This is a genomic window from Burkholderia multivorans ATCC BAA-247 (assembly GCF_000959525.1).
In the GTDB taxonomy this organism is placed as follows: Bacteria; Pseudomonadota; Gammaproteobacteria; order Burkholderiales; family Burkholderiaceae; genus Burkholderia; species Burkholderia multivorans.
On record NZ_CP009832.1, the window covers coordinates 26,275 to 46,818 of the forward strand.

A 20,544-nucleotide genomic window follows, 5' to 3' on the forward strand; every position below is an offset into this window, starting at 1 on the left:
GCCCGGCCGGCAGTTCCGGCCGCGCCGGTTCGCGCGCACGCGCGGGCCCGGCTTCGCGCCGCGCGCGGCTGCCTGCCCTGCCGCCGCAATCCGCCAACGCTATCCGGTTTCTGTCATCCATGTCGAAAACGCCACACGAGGCGCCCGCACTCACCGCTCACGAGGAACATCCCGGCTGGCGCGCCTACCTGAACACGCACATGCTGATCTGCGTGTTTCTCGGCTTCACGTCGGGCCTGCCGCTCTTCACGCTCGTCTATCTCGTGCAGGCATGGCTGCGCTCCGAAGGCGTGAACCTGAAGGAAATCGGCCTGTTCGCGCTGATCCAGTTCCCTTATACGTGGAAGTTCCTGTGGGCGCCGCTGATGGACCGCTACATCCCGCGCCTGCCAGGCTGGCGGCCGGGCCGCCGGCGCGGCTGGATGCTGCTCACGCAGGTGCTCGTCGCCGGTGCGATCGCGGCGCTCGGCTTCGTGTCGCCGCGCGACTCGATCTGGACGGTCGCCGCGCTGACCACGCTCGTCGCGTTCTTCGGCGCGAGCTCCGACATCGTGATCGACGCCTATCGGCGCGAACTGCTGCGCGACACCGAACAGGGGCTCGGCAATGCGGTGCATGTGAACGCATACAAGATCGCCGCGCTGATCCCCGGCTCGCTGTCGCTGATCCTCTCCGATCACCTGCCGTGGGACGTCGTGTTCGCGGTCACCGGCGCGTTCATGCTGCCCGGCATCCTGATGACGCTCGTCGTGCGCGAGCCCGACGTGGCCGGCTCGCCGCCGCGCAGCCTGCGCGACGCGATCGTGCTGCCGTTTCGCGAATTCATCCAGCGCGACGGCTGGGCCGGCGCGCTGCTCGTGATCGCATTCATCTTCCTGTTCAAGGTCGGCGATACGATGGCCACCACGCTGTCGACGTCGTTCTTCCTCGACGTCGGCTTCACGCGGACCGAAATCGGGATCGTCGCGAAAACGACCGCACTCGTCGCGAGCGTGGCCGGCGGCATCATCGGCGGCGTATGGCTCGTGAAGATCGGGATCGGCCGCGGGCTGTGGATCTTCGGCGTGCTGCAGATGGTCTCGACGCTCGGCTTCGCGTGGCTCGCACAGCTCGGCCCCGGCTCGCCGGTGCTCGCGGTGCTCTACGACTTCACGGTCGCGGCCAGCCATGCGATCGCGTCGGGGCTGTCGGTGTTCGGTGTCGCGGTCACGCCGCATTTCAGCCCGATGACGGTCGCACTCGCGATCGTCTACGGCGCGGAGACGTTCGCGACGGGCCTGACGATGGCCGCGTTCGTCGCGTATATCGCGAGCACGACCGATCCGCGCTACACGGCGACGCAGTTTGCGCTGTTCACGAGTCTCGCATCGGTGCCGCGCACGCTCGCGTCGGCCGCGAGCGGCTTCATCGTCGCGAAGATCGGCTGGTTCGACTACTTCCTCGTCTGCACCGCGCTCGGCATCCCCGGCATGCTGCTGCTGTTCTGGATCGCGCCGTGGAACGGCACCGCACGCAACGGCGAGGCCAGCCGTGCGCAATGATCGGCTGCGCGCTCTCGCGCGTCTCGTCGCGTCGCTGAGCGTCGGCGCGGCTGCGCTCGGCGTACCGGCCGCGCAGGCGACCGACGCGGCCGGCAACGCAACGGGCAATGCAACCGGCGCGGCACCGTCCGCTGCGCCTGCCGCACCGGCGCCCGCGGCGGCCACGCCCGCACCGCCGTCCACGGCCGACGCGACACAGCCGAGCGGCGCGGCGGCATCCGGGAAGGCCTACACGCCGGCGCCGCAGCAGGTGCGTCTCGGCAACGCGATCGCGTTCCGCTCGCTGATTCCGTCGCCGCTGCTCGAACAGCTCACCGCGAGCGAATACGCGCAGATCGTGCAGACGGCCGCCGACGAGAAACGGCTGCTGCCCGCCAGCCAGCCGCGGATGAAACGCCTGCACGCGATCGTCGCGAAACTCGCGCCGTACTCGGTCAAATGGAACGATCGCGTGAAGGGCTGGACGTGGGACGTCAACGCGATCCGCTCGCGCGACATCCGCCTGACGTGCCTGCCGGGCGGCAAGATCCTCGTGTATACGGGCCTGCTCGATCGCGTGCGCCTGAACGACGACGAGCTCGGCGTGCTGATCGCACACGGCATCGCGCACGCGCTGCGCGAACATGCGCGCAGCAACTTCGGCGCAACGTCGCAGACGTCGCTGCGCGCGGCGACGCTGCCGCCGCTGTTCGGCGTCGGCGACCCGCTGCCGCAATCGCTGCATCTCGGCGAACGTCTGCAGACGCTGCGCTACGATCCGACCGACGAGACCGAGGCCGACGTGATCGGCGGCGACATCGCCGCGCGCGCCGGCTTCGATCCGCGCGCGGCGATCACGCTGTGGGACAAGCTCGCGGCCGCCACGCGCGCGAACAAGGCGGCCGGCTTCATCTATACGCATCCGTACGGCGCATCGCGCCGCCAGGATCTGCTGAACCGGCTGCCGGACCTGATGCCGCTCTACGCGAAGGCGATCGGCAAGCGCGTCGATGCGCTGCCCGACTACGCGGGCATCAGCGCGCAGCGGCGCAAGGTCGTGCGGCGCTGAGCGGCGCGCGCGCCTATCGCTGCGCCGCAGTAGCCGCGGCGGCCACGCGCTCGCTGCTCTCGCGCATCGCGCGCACCTCGTCGCCGGGGCTGCGCCCGAACAGCCGCTTGAACTCGCGGCTGAACTGCGACGCACTCGCATAGCCGACGCGCGCGGCCGCGGCGCCCGCCCCCAGACCGTTCTGCACCATCATCAGCCGCGCCTGATGCAGCCGCGCGGTCTTCACGTACTGCATCGGCGACGTCGCCGTCACGTGCTTGAACTGCGCATGGAATACTGCGAGGCTCATTCCGGCCTCGCGGGCCAGCGTCTCGACGTCGAGGTCGGCCCGCAGGTCCGCATGAATGCGTCGCAGCGCCTTCGCGATCCGGCCGAAATGATGCTGCTGGACGAGCGCCGCGCGAATCGCGTCGCCCTGCGCGCCGGTCAGCACGCGATACGCGATCTCGCGCATGATCGACGGCCCGAGCACGCGCGTGTCGTGCGGCGACGCGAGCGTCTCGAGCAGCCGCAGCACCGCGTCCGCGAGCGGCGCGTCGAGCGGCGTCGAATAGACGCCGTGCGGTTCGCTGACGGCCGCGCCGAGCGTCTCGTCGAGCAGGATCGCCAGCTCGGCGATCACGGCGAGATCGACGCGGATCGAGATCGCGAGGAACGGCTCGTCGGCGCTCGCATGCGTCTCGCATTCGAACGGCAGCGGCACCGACAGCACGAGGTACTGCTGCGCGTCGTACACGAACGAGCGCTCGCCGAGATAACCGAACTTGCGACCCTGGCAGACGACGACGATGCTCGGCTCGTAGAGCACCGGCAAGCGCGGCGCCGGACGGCTAACGCGGATGAAGCGCACGCCGTCGATCGCGGCCGGCGTGTCGCCCTCGTTCGGCGCGAGACGCGTATGCAGCTCGATCATGCGGCGCCGCACGCGGTCGGCCGAATCGGCAAAAAGGGGCTGGAAACTCATCGGCAAGTTCCTGTACTGCAAGAGAATCTGGCTCGCAATTTAGCACCATGTCAGCGTTTCGACGGCCTTTCGCGAGAAATTCAAGAGGAATAGGCAAAGGTTCGAGACCTTCGTGTATTTCATCGCGGCGCCGCGCTCCTTACGATGGGGGCCTGTCTCGCCGCGTCGCCACACCGCGCGGCGTGCCGTCCGTTTTGCCGGATGTTTAACCGGACAAGGAGCCTTACGCATGAGCACCACCTATGCCTACGCGGCGACCGACGCGCAATCGCCGCTCGCCCCGTTCGAATTCCAGCGCCGCGCGCTGCGCGACCTCGACGTGCAGATCGAGATCCTCTACTGCGGCGTCTGCCATTCCGACCTCCATCAGGCGCGCAACGAATGGCGCAACACCATCTATCCGGTCGTGCCGGGCCACGAAATCGTCGGGCGCGTGACCGCAACCGGGCCGCAGGTCTCGCGCTTCAAGGTCGGCGAGCTGGTCGGCGTCGGCTGTCTCGTCGATTCGTGCCGCACCTGCGCGAGCTGCGCGGAAGGCCTCGAGCAGTATTGCGAAAACGGCTTCGTCGGCACCTACAACGGCCAGGATCGCGTGACGGGCGACATCACGTACGGCGGCTATTCGACGCAGATCGTCGTCGACGAAGCATTCGTGCTGCGCGTGCCCGACACGCTCGACGCGGCCGGTGCCGCGCCGCTGCTCTGCGCGGGGATCACCACGTATTCGCCGCTGCGTCAGTGGAACGTCGGGCCCGGCAAGAAGGTCGGGATCGTGGGCCTCGGCGGGCTCGGTCACATGGGCGTGAAGCTCGCGCGCGCGATGGGTGCGCACGTCGTGCTGTTCACGACGTCGCCGTCGAAGATCGAGGACGGCAAGCGGCTCGGCGCGCATGAAGTCGTCGTGTCGAAGGACGAAGCGCAGATGAACGCGCACCTGAACAGCTTCGACTTCATCCTCAACACGGTCGCCGCGCAGCACGACCTGAATCCGTTCCTGCATCTGCTCAAGCGCGACGGCACGATGACGCTCGTCGGCGCGCCCGAGCACGATCACCCGTCGCCGCAGGTGTTCAACCTGATCTTCAAGCGCCGCCGGCTCGCCGGCTCGCTGATCGGCGGGATCGCGGAGACGCAGGAAATGCTCGACTTCTGCGCGCAGCACGGCATCACGTCCGACATCGAGATCATTCCGATGCAGGAGATCAACGCTGCATATGAGCGGATGCTGAAGAGCGACGTGAAGTACCGGTTCGTGATCGACATGGCGTCGATCAAGCAGTAAGCCGCGCCGCCGAAACGAAACGGGCCGCATGTGCGACATGCGGCCCGTTGTTTCGTTTCTACGATGCGGCGTGATCGAGCGCGCGCCGCATGGCGCGAGCCGTCATGCGTAGTCGTAATCCACCGTCAGCGGCGCGTGGTCGCTGAACTTGATGTCCTTGAAGATCGACGTGCTTTTCGCGGTCGCCGCCACGCCCGGCGTCGCGATCTGGTAATCGATCCGCCACCCGACGTTCTTCGCATACGCCTGTCCGCGGTTGCTCCACCACGTGTACTGCTCGGGCCGCGGATCGAGCGTGCGGAACACGTCGACGTAGCCGACGTCGTCGAACAGCTTCGAGAGCCACGCGCGCTCTTCGGGCAGGCAACCGGAGTTCTTCTGGTTGCTCTTCCAGTTCTTGATGTCGATCTCCTTGTGGACGATGTTCACGTCGCCGCAGAGGATCACCTCGCGCGTCTTCTTCAGCGCCGCGAGATGCGGCATGAATTCGTCCATGAAGCGGTACTTCGCCTGCTGGCGCTCGTCGCCGCTCGAGCCGGACGGCACGTACACCGACACGACCGACAGCTTGCCGTAGCGCGCCTCGACGTAACGCCCTTCCGGATCGAATTCGCTGCTGCCGAAGCCGATGATCACGTCGTCGGGCTCGCGGCGGCTGTACAGGCCCGCGCCGCTGTAGCCCTTCTTCGCGGCATGGTGGAAATAGCTCTTCAGGCCGTGCGGCGCGACGAATTCGGCCGGCAGATCGTCGGCCGACACCTTGATTTCCTGCACGCAGACGCAATCGGCGTTCTGTTCGCCGAGCCAGTCGAAGAAGCCCTTCTTCGCGGCCGAGCGGATGCCGTTCAGGTTGGCGGTAATGACACGCATCATGTCGGGTTCCGTTTCAGTTCAGTATTCGAGGTAGCGGTTCAGCGGACCTTCACGCCGTCGAGCTCCGGCTTCGGCGGCGGGAATTCCAGCTTCATGTCCGTCATCGTGCGCAGCAGCAGCTCGGCGATCATCACGTTGCGATGCGTCTTAGAGTTCGCCGGAATCACGTACCACGGCGCATGCTCGACCGACGTCGCCGCGAGCGCGTCGCGGTACGCGTCCTGGTATGCATCCCAGTGCTTACGCGCGTCGAGATCGGCGATGTCGAACTTCCAGTGCTTGGTCGGATCGTCGATGCGCGCCTGCAGCCGTTCGCGCTGCTCGTCCTTCGAGATGTGCAGGAAGCATTTGACGATCGTCGTGCCGTTCTCCGCGAGCATCGTCTCGAAATCGCGGATCTGCCGGTAGCGGCGCTCGCATGCCTTGTCGTCGATCGTGCCGAGCACGCGCGGCACCAGCACGTCCTCGTAATGGCTGCGGTTGAAAATGGCGAGCTCGCCCGCGGCCGGCACCTGCGCGTGCACGCGCCACAGGAAGTCGTGCGCGGCCTCGATCGGCGTCGGCGCCTTGAACGGCACGATGCGCAGCCCGAGCGGATCGACGTCGCGGAACACCGCGCGCACGGTGCCGTCCTTGCCGCTCGTGTCCATCCCCTGCAGCACGAGCAGCACGCGCTTTTTCTGCTGCGTGTGCAGCCGCTCCTGCTGCACGTCGAGCTCGGTCGATACGATCGACAGCCGTTCGCGGTCGGCATCCTTCGAGCCCGACGAAAACGGCTTCGCCGACGGATCGAACGCGTCGAGCCGGAATGCGGCGCCATCCTTGCCGTGCTTGAAGTACGGCACGCGGAAATCGTCGAGCGACGGTTGTTTCGCCATTCGTTCCTCCTTGTACGACGCGGCGCGCGGGCGCTCGCATCGAAACGCGACGGGCCGCGCCGAACAGGTTCGGCAGCGGCCCGTCGTCAGGCGCGGTTCAGGCGCGCGGTCATGTTCAGCCGAGCTTCTTCTTCAGCAGTTCGTTGACCTGCTGCGGATTGGCCTTGCCCTTGGTCGCCTTCATCGCCTGGCCGATCAGCGCGTTGAACGCCTTTTCCTTGCCCGCGCGGAATTCCTCGACCGACTTCGCATTCGCCGCGAGCACCTCGTCGATGATCGCCTCGAGCGCGCCGGTGTCGGAGATCTGCTTCAGGCCCTTCGCGTCGATGATGCGATCGGCCGCACCGTCGTCGCTCGCCTTCTCTTCCCACATCGTCGCGAACACTTCCTTCGCGATCTTGTTCGAGATCGTCCCGTCGGCGATACGCTGCAGCAGCAGCGCGAGCTGCGCGGCCGACACCGGAATCGCGTCGATGTCGATGCCGTCGCGGTTCAGCTGCGACGACACGTCGCCCATCAGCCAGTTCGCGGCGATCTTCGCGTTCGCGGCGCCCGCCTTCGCGACGACGGCCTCGAAGTACGCGGCCATCGCCTTCGTCGACGTCAACACGCCGGCGTCGTACGCGGACACGCCATATTGCTCGACGAAGCGCTGCTGCATCGCGGCCGGCAGCTCGGGCATCCCGGCCTGCACGCGCTCGACCCAGTCGCGGCCGATCACGAGCGGCATCAGGTCCGGATCGGGGAAGTAGCGGTAGTCGTGCGCGTCTTCCTTGCTGCGCATCGAGCGCGTCTCGCGCTTGTCCGGATCGTACAGACGCGTTTCCTGCACGACCTCGCCGCCGTCCTCGATCAGCTCGATCTGGCGGCGCACTTCGTAGTTGATCGCTTCCTCGAGGAAGCGGAACGAGTTCAGGTTCTTGATCTCGGCGCGCGTGCCGAACTTTTCCTGGCCGACCGGACGCACCGACACGTTCGCGTCGCAGCGGAACGAGCCTTCCTGCATGTTGCCGTCGCAGATGCCGAGCCACACGACGAGCGCATGCAGCGCCTTCGCGTAGGCCACGGCCTCGGCCGCGCTGCGCATTTCCGGCTCGGTGACGATCTCGAGCAGCGGCGTGCCCGCGCGGTTCAGATCGATGCCCGTCATGCCGGCGAAGTCTTCATGCAGCGACTTGCCCGCGTCTTCCTCGAGGTGCGCGCGGGTCAGGTTGACCGTCTTCTCGTACGCCGGCTTGCCGGCCTTCTCGTTGGCCGGCACCTGGATCGTGATCGCGCCGCCCTGCACGACCGGAATCTCGTACTGGCTGATCTGATAGCCCTTCGGCAGATCGGGATAGAAATAATTCTTGCGCGCGAAGATGCTGCGCGGCGCGATGGTCGCGCCGATCGCGAGGCCGAAGCGGATCGCCCGCTCGACCGCGCCGCGGTTCAGCACCGGCAGCACGCCCGGCAGCGCGAGGTCGACCGGGCAGGCCTGCGTGTTCGGTTCCGCGCCGAACTGCGTCGAGGCGCCGGAGAAAATCTTCGAGACGGTCGACAGTTGCGCGTGCGTCTCGAGACCGATGACGACTTCCCATTGAGTCATATGCTTACACCCCTGCCGGAACTTGCTTGTGCCAGTCGGTCGCGCGCTGGAACGCGTCGGCGACCTGCAGCATCCGGGCTTCGTTGAAATAGTTGCCGATGATCTGCAGGCCGACCGGACGCTTCGCATTCGCGCCGGCGCCGAAGCCGCACGGCACGCTCATGCCCGGCAGGCCGGCGAGGCTCACCGACAGCGTGTAGATGTCCGCGAGATACATCTGCACCGGATCGTCGCCCTTCGCGCCGAGGTCCCACGCGACCGTCGGCGACGCCGGCCCCATGATCACGTCGCAGGACTTGAATGCTTCCTGGAAGTCGTTCGCGATGATGCGGCGGATCTTCTGCGCCTGCAGGTAGTACGCGTCGTAGTAGCCGTGCGACAGCACGTACGTGCCGACGAGGATCCGGCGCTTCACCTCGGGCCCGAAGCCCTCGGCGCGCGACTTCTTGTACATGTCGAGCAGGTCGCCGTACTGCGCGGCGCGATGGCCGAAGCGCACGCCGTCGAACCGCGACAGGTTCGACGACGCCTCGGCCGGCGCAATCACGTAGTAGACGGGAATCGACAATTCCGTTTTCGGCAGCGACACCGGCACGAGCGTCGCGCCGAGCGCCTCGTATTGCTTCAGCGCCGCGTCGATGGCCGCGCGCACGTCGTCGGCGAGACCGTCGCCGAAATACTCGTTCGGCAGGCCGATGCGCAGGCCGGCGAGCGGTTTCGCCGCATCGTTGCCCGCGGCCCACGGCTGGCCGAGGTGGCGCGTGAAGTCTTCGTCGTCGCGCTCGAGGCTCGTCGAGTCGCGCTCGTCGAAGCCGGCCATCGCGTTGAGCAGCAGCGCGCAGTCGGATGCGCTCTGCGCCATCGGGCCGCCCTGGTCGAGCGACGACGCGAACGCGATCATGCCGTAGCGCGACACGCGGCCGTAGGTCGGCTTGATGCCGGTCACGCCCGCGAACGACGCCGGCTGGCGGATCGAGCCGCCGGTGTCGGTGCCGGTCGCGGCCGGCGCGAGACGCGCGGCCACCGCGGCCGAGCTGCCGCCCGAGCTGCCGCCCGGCACCGCGTTCGTGTCCCACGGGTTCTTCACCGCGCCGAACGCGGAATTCTCGTTCGACGAGCCCATCGCGAACTCGTCCATGTTGGTCTTGCCGAGCGTGACCATGCCGGCCGCCTGCAGGCGGGCGACGACGGTCGCGTCGAACGGGCTCTCGTAGTTGGCGAGCATCTTCGAGCCGGCGGTCGAGCGCCAGCCGCGCGTGACGAACACGTCCTTGTGCGCGATCGGCAGGCCCGTCAGCGGGCCGCCCGCGCCGCGCGCGAGTTCGGCATCGGCGGCCTTCGCCTGCGCGAGGGTGAGCTCCGGCTCGACGTGGACGAACGCGTTCAGGTCGCGCGCGGCGTCGATCCGTTTCAGATAGTGCTGCGCGAGCTCGACGGCCGAGCATTCCTTGGCGGCGAGCGCGGCGCGCAGTTCGGTCAGGCTTTTTGCGTGCATGAGGGAGTCTTCCTGGGAATTCTGGGTCGCGCGCGGCGCCATGTGGGCCGGCGCGCTTGTCGTCGAGCGTTTACTCGATCACCTTCGGCACGAGGTAGAGGCCGTCCTGGACGGCCGGCGCCGGACGCTGGTTGTCGTCGCGGTTCACGACTTCCGTGACGGCGTCGTCCCGCAGCCGCTGCGCGACTTCCTGGATCTGTTCGATCGGGTGCGCGAGCGGCGCGATGCCGGCGGTGTCGACCGCCTGCATCTGCTCGACGAGGCCGAAGAATTCGTTGAGCTGGCCGAGCGTGTGCTCGGCGTCGGCGTCGGCCATTTCGAGTCGCGCGAGGTGGGCGATGCGTTTCACATCGGTCAGGGTCAGGGCCATGCGATCACCGGAAAAACAAGGCTGCGCGACGCGCGAAAGCGGCGCCGCGGCGGGGGTTGAAGGGTGCGATCCCACCCTCAAAAATCGGGGCCGAAGCGGCAAAAATACCGCCCGTTTCGATTCAAATACCGCGAAATTATAAGGTATCATTACGCGTTCGACCCAGACCCGGCAGCCTTTTCCCGCACCGTTTCGCCCCTGCTTTGGCAAGCCGTGCGTGCTTCGTGCGATTTCCGGTAAATATCACTTGCAGCTTCGAGCGCCGCGGCGGCCCGTTCCGCCACGATCCGAGGCTGTTATTTTTTCCGCTGCCGCCCTGAGACCCGTGACGCAGGGCCGGCCCCAGAGCGAGACAGGATTCTGAATGTTCGGTTTTTTGCGCAGCTATTTCTCCAACGATCTGGCGATCGATCTCGGCACCGCAAACACCCTGATCTACATGCGCGGCAAAGGCATCGTGCTCGATGAGCCGTCCGTCGTGTCGATTCGCCAGGAAGGCGGCCCCAACGGCAAGAAGACGATCCAGGCCGTCGGCAAGGAAGCCAAGCAGATGCTCGGCAAGGTGCCGGGCAACATCGAGGCGATCCGCCCGATGAAGGACGGCGTGATCGCCGACTTCACCGTCACCGAGCAGATGATCAAGCAGTTCATCAAGACGGCGCACGAGTCGCGGATGTTCTCGCCGTCGCCGCGCATCATCATCTGCGTGCCGTGCGGCTCGACGCAGGTCGAGCGCCGCGCGATCAAGGAAGCCGCGCACGGCGCCGGCGCCTCGCAGGTCTACCTGATCGAAGAACCGATGGCCGCCGCGATCGGCGCGGGCCTGCCGGTGTCGGAAGCGACGGGCTCGATGGTCGTCGACATCGGCGGCGGCACGACCGAAGTCGGCGTGATCTCGCTCGGCGGCATCGTCTACAAGGGCTCGGTGCGCGTCGGCGGCGACAAGTTCGACGAGGCGATCGTCAACTACATCCGCCGCAACTACGGGATGCTGATCGGCGAACAGACGGCCGAAGCGATCAAGAAGGAAATCGGCTCCGCGTTCCCGGGCTCCGAAGTGAAGGAAATGGAAGTGAAGGGCCGCAATCTGTCGGAAGGCATTCCGCGCAGCTTCACGATCTCGAGCAACGAAATCCTCGAAGCGCTGACCGATCCGCTGAACCAGATCGTGTCGTCGGTGAAGATCGCCCTCGAGCAGACGCCGCCGGAACTCGGCGCCGACATCGCCGAGCGCGGCATGATGCTGACGGGCGGCGGTGCGCTGCTGCGCGACCTCGATCGCCTGCTCGCGGAAGAAACCGGCCTGCCGGTGCTCGTCGCCGAAGATCCGCTCACCTGCGTCGTACGCGGTTCGGGCATGGCGCTCGAACGCATGGACAAGCTGGGCAGCATCTTCTCGTACGAGTGATCGTATAAGCCGTTTCTTGACATGACGCACGCGCGGCGTGGCCGGATCGCTCGTTCAGAACGAACCGCCGCGCCGTTTGCGCGTCTGAGCATCATTTGACCGGTCACCCGCGCCCGGCGCCGACCATGGAATACAGTCCGCCGCCCCTCTTCAAGCAAGGTCCGCCCGCGCTCGCGCGGCTCATCTTCTTCGTCGCCCTCGCCATCGCGCTCCTCGTATCGGACGCGCGCTTCAGCACGCTCGAAATCGTCCGCGGCGTGCTCGGTACCGTGCTGTATCCGCTGCAGCGCGCGGCGCTCGTGCCGCGCGACCTGTTCATGGGCGCCGCCGATCTCGCCGTCACCGGCGCGACGCTGCGCGGCGAGAACGAGCAGCTGCGCAAGCGCAACCTGCAGCTGTCGACGCTCGCGAACCAGGCCGCGATCCTTACGCAGGAGAACGTGCATCTGCGCGCGCTGCTCGCGCTGCGCCAGCAGATCGCCGCGCAGTCGACGCCCGTCGAGATCCAGTACGACACCAGCGATCCGTTCACGCAGAAGATCGTGATCGGCCAGGGCTCGCAGCAGGGCATTCAGGACGGCGCGCCCGTCGTCAGCGAGGACGGCATGGTCGGCCAGGTCACGCGCGTGTTCCCGCTGCAGGCCGAGGTCACGCTGATCACCGATCGCGATCTCGCGATCCCCGTGCAGGTGCTGCGCACCGGCCTGCGCAGCGTGATCTACGGCACGCCGAAGGGCGATTCGCTCGATCTGCGCTTCGTGCCGACCAGCGCCGATCTCGTCGCCGGCGACGAACTCGTGACGAGCGGCCTCGACGGCGTCTATCCGCCGGGCCTGCCGGTCGCGAAGGTCGTACGCGTCGACAAGCTCGCCGATACCGCATTCGCGCGCGTCACCTGCGCGCCGGTCGCGGCCGTGCGCGGTGCGCGGCAGATGCTCGTGCTGCATTACCGGAACGACATTCCGCCGCGTCCGGCCGATCCCGAGCCGGCCGCGGAGAAGAACGCGAAAGGCAAGAAGGCGGCGAAGGCGGCCGCCGCGAAGGGCGAGAAGGCCGACGCCGCGCCGCCGGCCGGCGCGCAGCCCGCGCCCGCGAAACCGGCCGCGTCCGGCAAGCCGGGCGGCAACGCCGCGAAGCCGGCGACCGCGCCCTCAGGAGCCCAGCGATGAATCGCCCGCAATACATCCTGCAGCCGGTCAACCCGTATTTCATCGCGTTCAGCCTCGCCGCCGCGTTCCTGCTGAACCTGATGCCGTGGGGCCGCCTGCCCGGCGTGCCCGACTTCGTCGCGCTCGTGCTGCTGTTCTGGAACATCCACCAGCCGCGCAAGGTGGGGATGGGCGTCGCGTTCGCGCTCGGCATCCTGATGGACGTGCACGATGCAGGGCTGCTCGGCGAGCACGCGCTCGCGTACACGCTGCTGTCGTACGGTGCGATCACGATCCATCGCCGCGTGCTGTGGATGCCGATCGGCGTGCAGGTGCTGTACGTGACGCCGCTGCTGGTCGGCGCGCAGCTCGTGCCGTTCGTGATCCGCCTGATGATGGGCGCCGCGTTCCCCGGCTGGCGCTATCTGGTCGACGGCTTCGTCGAAGCCGCGCTGTGGCCGCTCGCCAGCCATCTGCTGCTGATGCCGCAACGCCGCCCGGTCGACCCGGACGATACGCGCCCGATCTGACGGACCGCACCTTGATGACCCGCCGCCTCCGCACCCGCCGCGCGCCGCGCCCCGGGGCGGCACCTCGCCCGTGCGCGCGCCGGGCCGACCGACCGTAATCGCATGACCGAATTCAACGACACCCAACAGCAGCTCTCGAAGTTCCGCCTGCGCGTCGCGGCGGCGGGCGTGTTCGTGTTCGTCTGCTTCGGGCTGCTCGCGAGCCGCTTCTTCTATCTGCAGCTGATGCAGCACGGCAAATATGCGCTGCAGGCCGAGGAAAACCGCATCTCCGTCGCGCCGATCGTGCCGAACCGCGGGATCATCACCGACCGCAACGGCGTGATCCTCGCGAAGAACTACTCGGCCTACACGCTCGAGATCACGCCGTCGAAGCTCGACGACACGCTCGAGAACACGATCGACAAGCTGTCGCAGATCATCCCGATCGACGCGCGCGACCGCCGCCGCTTCAAGAAGCTGCAGGAAGACTCGAAGAACTTCGAAAGCCTGCCGATCCGCACGCGGCTCACCGACGACGAAGTCGCGCGCTTCACCGCGCAGCGCTTCCGCTTTCCGGGCGTCGACGTGCGCGCGCGGCTGTTCCGCCAGTACCCGCTCGGCACGACCGCCGCGCACGTGATCGGCTATATCGGCCGGATCTCGAAGCGCGACCAGGACCGGATCGACGCGATGAGCGACGAGAACGACAGCGACCAGGAAACCTACGATCCGCGGCGCGACGCGAACAACTACAAGGGCACCGACTACATCGGCAAGATCGGCGTCGAGCAGAGCTACGAAACGGAGCTGCACGGACTGACGGGCTTCGAGGAAGTCGAGGTGACGGCCGGCGGCCGGCCGGTGCGCACGCTCTCGCGCACGCAGGCCACGCCCGGCGACAACCTCGTGCTGTCGCTCGACATCGGGCTGCAGCAGGTCGCCGAGCAGGCGTTCGCGGGCAAGCGCGGCGCGCTCGTCGCGATCGAGCCGAAGACGGGCGACGTGCTCGCGTTCGTGTCGTCGCCGAGCTTCGATCCGAATTCGTTCGTCGACGGCATCGACCAGCAGACCTGGGACGAGCTCAACAACTCGCCCGACAAGCCGCTCTTGAACCGTCCGCTGCACGGCACCTACCCACCCGGCTCGACCTACAAGCCGTTCATGGCGCTCGCGGGCCTGACGCTCGGCAAGCGCACGCCGGGCTGGGGCTTCCAGGATCCCGGCTACTTCACGTTCGGCGGCCATACGTTCCGCAACGACGTGCGCTCGGGCCAGGGCTGGGTCGACATGAACAAGGCGATCATGGTGTCGAACGACACCTACTTCTACATGCTCGCGCGCGATCTCGGCGTGAACGCGATCGCGAACTTCATGAAGCCGTTCGGCTTCGGCCAGATCACCGGCATCGACATCCAGGGCGAGGCGCGCGGGATCCTGCCGTCGACCGACTGGAAGAAGAAGGCGTTCAAGAAGGCCGCGCAGCAGAAGTGGTTCGACGGCGAGACGATCAGCCTCGGCATCGGCCAGGGCTACAACTCGTTCACGATCCTGCAGCTCGCGCACGCGACCGCGACCCTCGCGAACAACGGCATCGTCATGAAGCCGCACCTCGTGAAGGAGATCGAGGATCCGATCACGCGCGCGCGCCATCTGACCGTGCCGAAGGAAAGCGGCGTGATCCCGCTGAAGCAGTCCGACATCGACGTCGTCAAGCGCGGGATGGAGAACGTGATCGAGAACCCGTCGGGCACCGCGTACAAGGTGTTCCGCGGCGCGCCGTATCTGGCGGCCGGCAAGACCGGTACCGCGCAGGTGTTCTCGCTGCAGGGCGGCAATTACAAGGGCCACCTGCTCGCCGAGCATCTGCGCGACCACGCGCTGTTCATCGCATATGCGCCGGTCGACCATCCGCAGATCGCGCTCGCGCTGATCGTCGAGAACGGCGGCTGGGGCGCGCAGTCGGCGGGCCCGATCGCGCGGCGCGTGCTCGACTTCTACCTCGTCGAGCGCCAGAACGCGCAGAACGAGGCGGCGGCGGTCGCGGCCGCCGCGTCGGCGACGGAACCCGTGAACGCGCCGGTGATCGGCGACGGATCGAAGCCCGTCACCGTCGCGGCCGGCTTCAAGCCGCTGCCGCAGCCGGTCGTGCCGAACGCGGCCAGTGCGGCGCAGGCGGCGTCCGCTGCGTCGGCAGCCGGCGCATCGGACACGCCCGGCGCCGCAGGCGCGGCCGCTGCGAGCGCCGCGCCGCCGGCCGACGCGAGCGCAGCGGCACCGCTTGCCGCGAGCCTGCCGCCGATGCGCCGCATGCACCGGCCGCACCGGCCGGCCGGCGACGATCCGCGCAAGCCGCCGCAGGACGGGCAGCCGTTCGCGGCCGGCCCGCGCGACGACCACTCTCGTGCCACGGCGGCCGCGGACGCGGCAAACGCCGGCACCGCTCATTAACGGAGAAAGGCATGCAATTCGACAAGCGCGCCTGGCTCGACAAGATCAAGCAGATGTTCGCGGGCTTCGACCGCCCGCTCGCCCTCATCGTGTTCCTGCTGCTGTGCGTCGGGATCGTCACGCTGTACAGCGCGAGCATCGACATGCCGGGCCGCGTCGAGGACCAACTGCGCAACATCCTGCTGACGTTCGTGCTGATGTGGGTGATCGCGAACATTCCGCCGACGACGCTGATGCGTTTCGCGGTCCCGCTCTATACGTTCGGCGTCGCGCTGCTCGTCGCGGTCGCGCTGTTCGGCATGACCAAGAAGGGCGCGAAACGCTGGCTGAACGTCGGCGTCGTGATCCAGCCGTCCGAGATTCTGAAGATCGCGACGCCGCTGATGCTCGCGTGGTACTACCAGCGCCGCGAAGGCGCGCTGCGCTGGTACGACTTCGTCGCCGCGTTCGGGATCCTGCTCGTGCCGGTCGGCCTGATCGCGAAGCAGCCCGACCTCGGCACCGGCCTGCTCGTGTTCGCGGCCGGCTTCTTCGTGATCTATCTGGCCGGCCTGTCGTTCAAGCTGATCGTGCCGGTGCTCGTCGCCGGCGTGATCGCGGTCGGCTCGATCGCCGTGTTCGAGGAGCGCATCTGCCAGCCCGAAGTGCAGTGGCCGCTGATGCACGACTACCAGAAGCACCGCGTCTGCACGCTGCTCGATCCGACGTCCGATCCGCTCGGCAAGGGCTTCCATACGATCCAGGCGGTGATCGCGATCGGCTCCGGCGGCGTGCTCGGCAAGGGCTATCTGAAAGGCACGCAGGCGCACCTCGAATTCATTCCGGAAAAGCACACCGACTTCATCTTCGCGGTGTTCTCGGAGGAATGGGGACTCGTCGGCGGCCTCGTGCTGCTCACGCTCTACATGGCGCTGATCGCGCGCGGGCTGTATATCGCCGCGCAGGGCGCGACGCTGTTCGGACGGCTGCTCGCGGGCTCGCTGACGCTCGCGTTCTTCGTCTATGCGTTCGTGAACATCGGGATGGTCAGCGGCGTGCTGCCGGTGGTCGGCGTGCCGCTGCCGTTCATGAGCTACGGCGGCACCGCGCTCACGACGCTCGGCATCGCGATCGGGATGATCATGAGCGTCGGCCGCCAGCGCCGGCTGATGAAAAGCTGAGCGCGGGCGGCGCCGGCCGCCCGTGCGCGCGGCGCGCGCTTCTTACTGCGGCGCCGCGTGTGAATCGCCCTGCGCGCCGCTGCCCGCGCCCGGCCCCTGCGCCTTCAGCCGCGCGCTCAGTTCCTGGTATTTCAATTCCGCCGTCTCGTCGCCTTGGGCAGCCGCCGCCGCGTAATAGGCACGCGCGATGTTCAGATCGCGCGTGACGCCGTCGCCGCCGCGCTCGTAGAACGACGCGGTCACGTACTGCGCGGTCGGCTCGCCCGCATCGGCCGCCTGCTTGTACCAGAGGAACGCCTGCCGGTTGTCGCGCGGCGTGCCGCGTCCGTCGAGAAACTGGTTCGCGAGCGACAGCGCGGCCTGCACGTGCCCCTGCTTCGCCGCGCGCAGGAACCAGCGATGCGCTTCGGCCGGATTGCGCGCGACGAATTCGCCGTCGTCGAACATCCGCCCGTACACGTACTGCGCGTGCGACATGTTCGCGTTCGCCGCACGCTTCAGCCAGCGCAGCCCTTCGTCGACGTTCGCCGTCACGCCCTCGCCCGTCAGCAGCATCATCGCGTAGTTGAACTGCGCGAGGCGATCGCCGCGCTCGGCCGCGTCATGGAACTGGACGAGCGCCGCGCGATAGTCGCCCGCGTTGTAGTCGGCGATCGCGGACTGCGTCTCGCGCGCCGGTTCCGGCTGCGCATGCGGCGCACGCTGCGCGGCCGCCGCCGCGCATAGCGCGCCGAGGCCGAGCGCCGCCGCCAGCCGCGCGGCGCGCGGTGCCCTACGCGCGGCCCGCCCGCGACACGCGCCCTCGGCCGCGTTCATGACCGCACCTCCTGCAGTGCCTGCCGCGTCGCCCGCAGCAACCAGATCACGTCGGCCGACAGCGCGATCATCCGGTAGCCGGCGTCGCGGCACTGGCGTGCGCTCGCGCTGTCCGACGCGAAGATGCCGACCGCGACGCCCGCCTGCCGGCCGGCCGCGAGCACGCGCGCGATCGCGGATTCGACGTCCGGATGTCGGACGTCGCCGAGATGACCGAGGCTTGCCGCGAGATCGGCCGGCCCGACGAACACGCAGTCGACGCCGGGCGTCGCGGCGATTCGTTCGACCTCGTCGATGCCGCGCGCGGATTCGATCTGCACGATCACAGCGATCTGCGCGTTCGCGGTCTGCACGTAGTCGCGCCGCATCCCGAACGCCGCCGCGCGCACCATGCCGGCCACGCCGCGCACGCCGTCCGGCGACTCGGGCGACGGAAAGCGCGTGAGGCGCACGGCGTGCGCGGCATCGTCCGCCGTCTCGATGCACGGAAACATCAGCGTGCGCGCGCCGGCGTCGAGCGCGCGCTTCACGAGCCACGGCTCGCGGGCCGGCACGCGCACGACGGGCTCAGTCGGCAGGCGCGCGGCGGCCATCGCACGCAGCTGCGAGGCGACGTCGCGGCTGTCGTTCGGCGCGTGCTCCATGTCGATGCAGAGCCAGTCGTAGCCCGCATGCGCGAGCGCTTCCGCCGCCGTGTCGCTCGCGAGCGTCAGCCACAGCCCGTACAGCGGCTCGTCGCCGTCGTGCAGACGTTGTTTTAGGGAATTGGTCAGCGTGCTCATCGATACGGCCTCCCGGCGGACAGGCAATCGAACGGGACAAGCAACGGCAGGGTGTGTCGGTCGCGCACGACGGCGCGACGGGCGGCGCTTCGCCGCCTCACGCAGCGATCATAGCGCGGCGCCGGACGGAATGCGGGTAGGAAAACGCGCAGGGAGGCGCCGCGCACGCTGCGGCGGCCGGACGGACGCGCCGGCCGGCGCACCGGCGGCTCGATGCGGCGCAGATCAGCGGCCTGCGTCGCGCTCGACGTCGGCCCAGCAGTTCGGCGTCTCGTAGAGCCGCACGCGCTCGAGGCGCAGGTTCACGCCGTAGTGCGCGTCGTACACGCTCGCGAGGATGTCGAACGCGATCGCGGCGAGATTTTCGACGGTCGGAATGCGGTCGAGCACGACCGTCTTGTGGTCGGCCATCTGCTCGAGGAACGAGCGCACGACTTCGTCGCGCGCGTAGACGAGGAATGCGTGGTCCCACTTGCTGACGAGGTGCTCGACCGCAAGCGCCTTCACGTCGGCGAAATCCATCACCATGCCGCGATCGGGCGCCCCCTCGGTATCGACGAGATCGCCGCGCAGCGTGATTTCGAGCACATAGCGATGGCCGTGCAGGTTCCGGCACTGGCTGCGGTGATCGGGAATGCGGTGGCCCGCGTCGAATTCGAGTTTTCGGGTAATCAGCACGATGTCAAAAAGCCGTGGCTCAGGGAATGTTCAGATATTTGTGCGTCTGCATCGACAGGCGCCACTGCGGATGCCGCTTGCACCAGTCGATCGCGAGCTTCGTGTTCAGGTCGCGCGACGGGCCGTCCATCGGCTGCACCAGAAAATACTCGAAGTCGAGCTTCGCGTAATCGGCGAGCCGCTGGTTGTCCTGCGGGATCACGACCTTCAGCTCGTTGCCCTTCGTGACGACGAGCGGCGCATCGGCCTTCGGGCTCACGCAGATCCAGTCGATCGATTCGAGCACCGGCAGCGAGCCGTTCGTCTCGATCGCGATCTCGAAGCCGGCCGCGTGCAGCGCGTCCACGAGCGGCTGGTCGAGCTGCAGCATCGGCTCGCCGCCCGTGCAGACGACGAAGCGGTGCGCTTCGCCGTCCGGCCACAGGCTCGCGATCGTCGCGACGAGCGCGTCGGCATCCTTGAATTTGCCGCCGTTCTCGCCGTCGGTGCCGACGAAGTCGGTATCGCAGAAGCGGCAGACGGCCTGCGCACGGTCCTCTTCGCGGCCCGACCACAGATTGCAGCCGGCGAACCGGCAGAACACGGCCGGCCGGCCCGCGTTCGCGCCCTCGCCCTGCAACGTGTAGAAAATTTCCTTGACCGCGTAAGTCATCGTCCTTCGTCCGGCTTGCGCCGCTCGTTGTCGATCAGAATCCGTTCATCGGCCCGCGCCGCCCGCGCGCCGCATCACAGCGGCGCTTCGGTCACCCGCTCGCCCTTCAGATACGCTTCGTAGCCGCGCTTGCGCAGCTTGCATGCCGGGCATTCGCCGCAGCCGAAGCCCCAGTCGTGCAGTTCCGCGCGCTCGCCGACGTAGCACGTGTGCGTCTCGACGCGAATCAGCTCGACGAGCGCCTGGCCGCCCAGCTGCTCGGCGAGCTGCCAGGTCTGCGCCTTGTCGAGCCACATCAGCGGCGTCTCGAGCACGATGCGCGTGTCCATCCCGAGGTTCAGCGCGACCTGCAGCGCCTTCATCGTGTCGTCGCGGCAGTCCGGGTAGCCCGAAAAATCGGTTTCGCACATCCCGCCGACCAGCACGCGCAGGCCGCGACGATACGCGATTGCCGCGGCGATCGTCATGAACAGCAGGTTGCGGCCCGGCACGAACGTGTTCGGCAGGCCGTTCGCAGCCGTCTCGATCTCGATCGCGCGCGTCATCGCGGTATCGCTGATCGCGCCGAGCACCGACAGATCGATCATGTGATCGTCGCCGAGCCGGTCCGCCCACGCGGGGAACTGCCGCTTCAGCGCTTCGCGCACGCCTTCGCGGCACTCGAGTTCGACGCGATGGCGCTGGCCGTAGTCGAAGCCGAGCGTTTCGACCGTCTGGTAGCGTTCGAGGGCCCACGCCACGCACGTGGCCGAGTCCTGCCCGCCGGAAAACAGCACGAGCGCGCCGTCTTTAGCGTCTGTCCGAATCACCGTGATACTCCGTGAATGTATAGGCTCGCGTCGCGCTGCGCCCGATGGCCGGCTGCCGCCGAACGGCCCGACGCGTGCCGGCCTGCGCCGGC

At 67.9% G+C, this 20,544-nt stretch carries 19 protein-coding genes; 8 read left to right on the forward strand and 11 right to left on the reverse strand.

Going from position 1 to position 20,544, the window contains the following annotated elements:
* The first annotated feature begins 119 nt into the window (after positions 1-119).
* Together NP80_RS12515 and NP80_RS12520 are read left to right on the forward strand one after the other, a co-directional pair.
* The gene (locus NP80_RS12515) at positions 120-1,541 is read left to right on the forward strand and encodes an AmpG family muropeptide MFS transporter (RefSeq protein WP_006410842.1); all 1,422 of its coding nucleotides are present in this window, start codon (positions 120-122) and stop codon (positions 1,539-1,541) included.
* Entirely contained in the window at positions 1,531-2,589 is a 1,059-nt protein-coding gene (locus tag NP80_RS12520; protein WP_006407206.1) for a M48 family metallopeptidase, read from the forward strand. Before NP80_RS12515 ends, NP80_RS12520 begins: the two co-directional genes overlap by 11 nt.
* 13 nt (positions 2,590-2,602) lie before the next feature.
* On the opposite strand, the gene NP80_RS12525 is transcribed toward NP80_RS12520, so the two are convergent.
* Complete coding sequence (locus NP80_RS12525; protein WP_006407207.1) at positions 2,603-3,553, reverse strand: AraC family transcriptional regulator; 951 nt, start codon at positions 3,551-3,553, stop codon at positions 2,603-2,605.
* 229 nt (positions 3,554-3,782) lie between these two features.
* Between NP80_RS12525 and NP80_RS12530 the strand changes: the two genes are divergently transcribed.
* Positions 3,783-4,835 (forward strand): NAD(P)-dependent alcohol dehydrogenase, encoded by a 1,053-nt coding sequence (locus tag NP80_RS12530; RefSeq protein ID WP_006412226.1) that lies wholly within the window; start codon positions 3,783-3,785, stop codon positions 4,833-4,835.
* A 102-nt stretch (positions 4,836-4,937) separates the two neighbouring features.
* On the opposite strand, the gene NP80_RS12535 is transcribed toward NP80_RS12530, so the two are convergent.
* The 5 genes from NP80_RS12535 to gatC form a co-directional block, all read right to left on the reverse strand.
* Positions 4,938-5,708, reverse strand: coding sequence for an exodeoxyribonuclease III (locus NP80_RS12535; protein ID WP_006407209.1), 771 nt, complete (start codon positions 5,706-5,708; stop codon positions 4,938-4,940).
* 38 nt (positions 5,709-5,746) lie between these two features.
* Entirely contained in the window at positions 5,747-6,586 is an 840-nt protein-coding gene (locus NP80_RS12540; protein ID WP_006407210.1) for a polyphosphate kinase 2 family protein, read from the reverse strand.
* A 115-nt stretch (positions 6,587-6,701) separates the two neighbouring features.
* Entirely contained in the window at positions 6,702-8,174 is a 1,473-nt protein-coding gene (gene gatB, locus NP80_RS12545; RefSeq protein WP_006407211.1) for an Asp-tRNA(Asn)/Glu-tRNA(Gln) amidotransferase subunit GatB, read from the reverse strand.
* A gap of 4 nt (positions 8,175-8,178) precedes the next feature.
* The gene (gene gatA / locus NP80_RS12550; protein WP_006407212.1) at positions 8,179-9,669 is read right to left on the reverse strand and encodes an Asp-tRNA(Asn)/Glu-tRNA(Gln) amidotransferase subunit GatA; all 1,491 of its coding nucleotides are present in this window, start codon (positions 9,667-9,669) and stop codon (positions 8,179-8,181) included.
* 70 nt (positions 9,670-9,739) lie between these two features.
* Complete coding sequence (gene gatC / locus NP80_RS12555; protein WP_006407213.1) at positions 9,740-10,039, reverse strand: Asp-tRNA(Asn)/Glu-tRNA(Gln) amidotransferase subunit GatC; 300 nt, start codon at positions 10,037-10,039, stop codon at positions 9,740-9,742.
* Between the two features lie 364 nt (positions 10,040-10,403).
* Between gatC and NP80_RS12560 the strand changes: the two genes are divergently transcribed.
* The 5 genes from NP80_RS12560 (at position 10,404) to rodA (ending at position 16,715) form a co-directional block, all read left to right on the forward strand.
* Entirely contained in the window at positions 10,404-11,447 is a 1,044-nt protein-coding gene (locus tag NP80_RS12560) for a rod shape-determining protein (protein WP_004189550.1), read from the forward strand.
* Between the two features lie 125 nt (positions 11,448-11,572).
* A complete protein-coding gene (mreC, locus tag NP80_RS12565) occupies positions 11,573-12,616 on the forward strand; it encodes a rod shape-determining protein MreC (protein WP_045593707.1) in 1,044 nt (347 codons plus the stop codon).
* A complete protein-coding gene (gene mreD / locus NP80_RS12570) occupies positions 12,613-13,125 on the forward strand; it encodes a rod shape-determining protein MreD (RefSeq protein ID WP_006401859.1) in 513 nt (170 codons plus the stop codon). The genes mreC and mreD overlap by 4 nt, the downstream gene beginning before the upstream one ends.
* A gap of 102 nt (positions 13,126-13,227) precedes the next feature.
* A complete protein-coding gene (gene mrdA / locus NP80_RS12575; protein WP_045593710.1) occupies positions 13,228-15,555 on the forward strand; it encodes a penicillin-binding protein 2 in 2,328 nt (775 codons plus the stop codon).
* An 11-nt stretch (positions 15,556-15,566) separates the two neighbouring features.
* The gene (rodA, locus tag NP80_RS12580) at positions 15,567-16,715 is read left to right on the forward strand and encodes a rod shape-determining protein RodA (RefSeq protein WP_006401857.1); all 1,149 of its coding nucleotides are present in this window, start codon (positions 15,567-15,569) and stop codon (positions 16,713-16,715) included.
* Positions 16,716-16,757: 42 nt separating this feature from the next.
* Here the strand turns inward: rodA and NP80_RS12585 are convergent, their stop codons facing one another.
* The 5 genes from NP80_RS12585 to queC all read right to left on the reverse strand — a co-directional run bounded on the left by NP80_RS12585 (position 16,758) and on the right by queC (position 20,452).
* The gene (locus NP80_RS12585; protein WP_006407216.1) at positions 16,758-17,531 is read right to left on the reverse strand and encodes a tetratricopeptide repeat protein; all 774 of its coding nucleotides are present in this window, start codon (positions 17,529-17,531) and stop codon (positions 16,758-16,760) included.
* Positions 17,528-18,313 (reverse strand): HpcH/HpaI aldolase family protein, encoded by a 786-nt coding sequence (locus tag NP80_RS12590; RefSeq protein WP_006401855.1) that lies wholly within the window; start codon positions 18,311-18,313, stop codon positions 17,528-17,530. The genes NP80_RS12585 and NP80_RS12590 overlap by 4 nt, the downstream gene beginning before the upstream one ends.
* 225 nt (positions 18,314-18,538) lie before the next feature.
* Positions 18,539-18,991 (reverse strand): 6-carboxytetrahydropterin synthase QueD, encoded by a 453-nt coding sequence (gene queD, locus NP80_RS12595; RefSeq protein WP_006401854.1) that lies wholly within the window; start codon positions 18,989-18,991, stop codon positions 18,539-18,541.
* 19 nt (positions 18,992-19,010) lie between these two features.
* On the reverse strand, positions 19,011-19,643 hold the full coding sequence (gene queE / locus NP80_RS12600; protein WP_006407217.1) for a 7-carboxy-7-deazaguanine synthase: 633 nt from the start codon (positions 19,641-19,643) through the stop codon (positions 19,011-19,013).
* 74 nt (positions 19,644-19,717) lie between these two features.
* Positions 19,718-20,452, reverse strand: a complete 735-nt coding sequence (gene queC / locus NP80_RS12605; protein WP_006401852.1) for a 7-cyano-7-deazaguanine synthase QueC — start codon at positions 20,450-20,452, stop codon at positions 19,718-19,720.
* Positions 20,453-20,544: the final 92 nt, after the last annotated feature.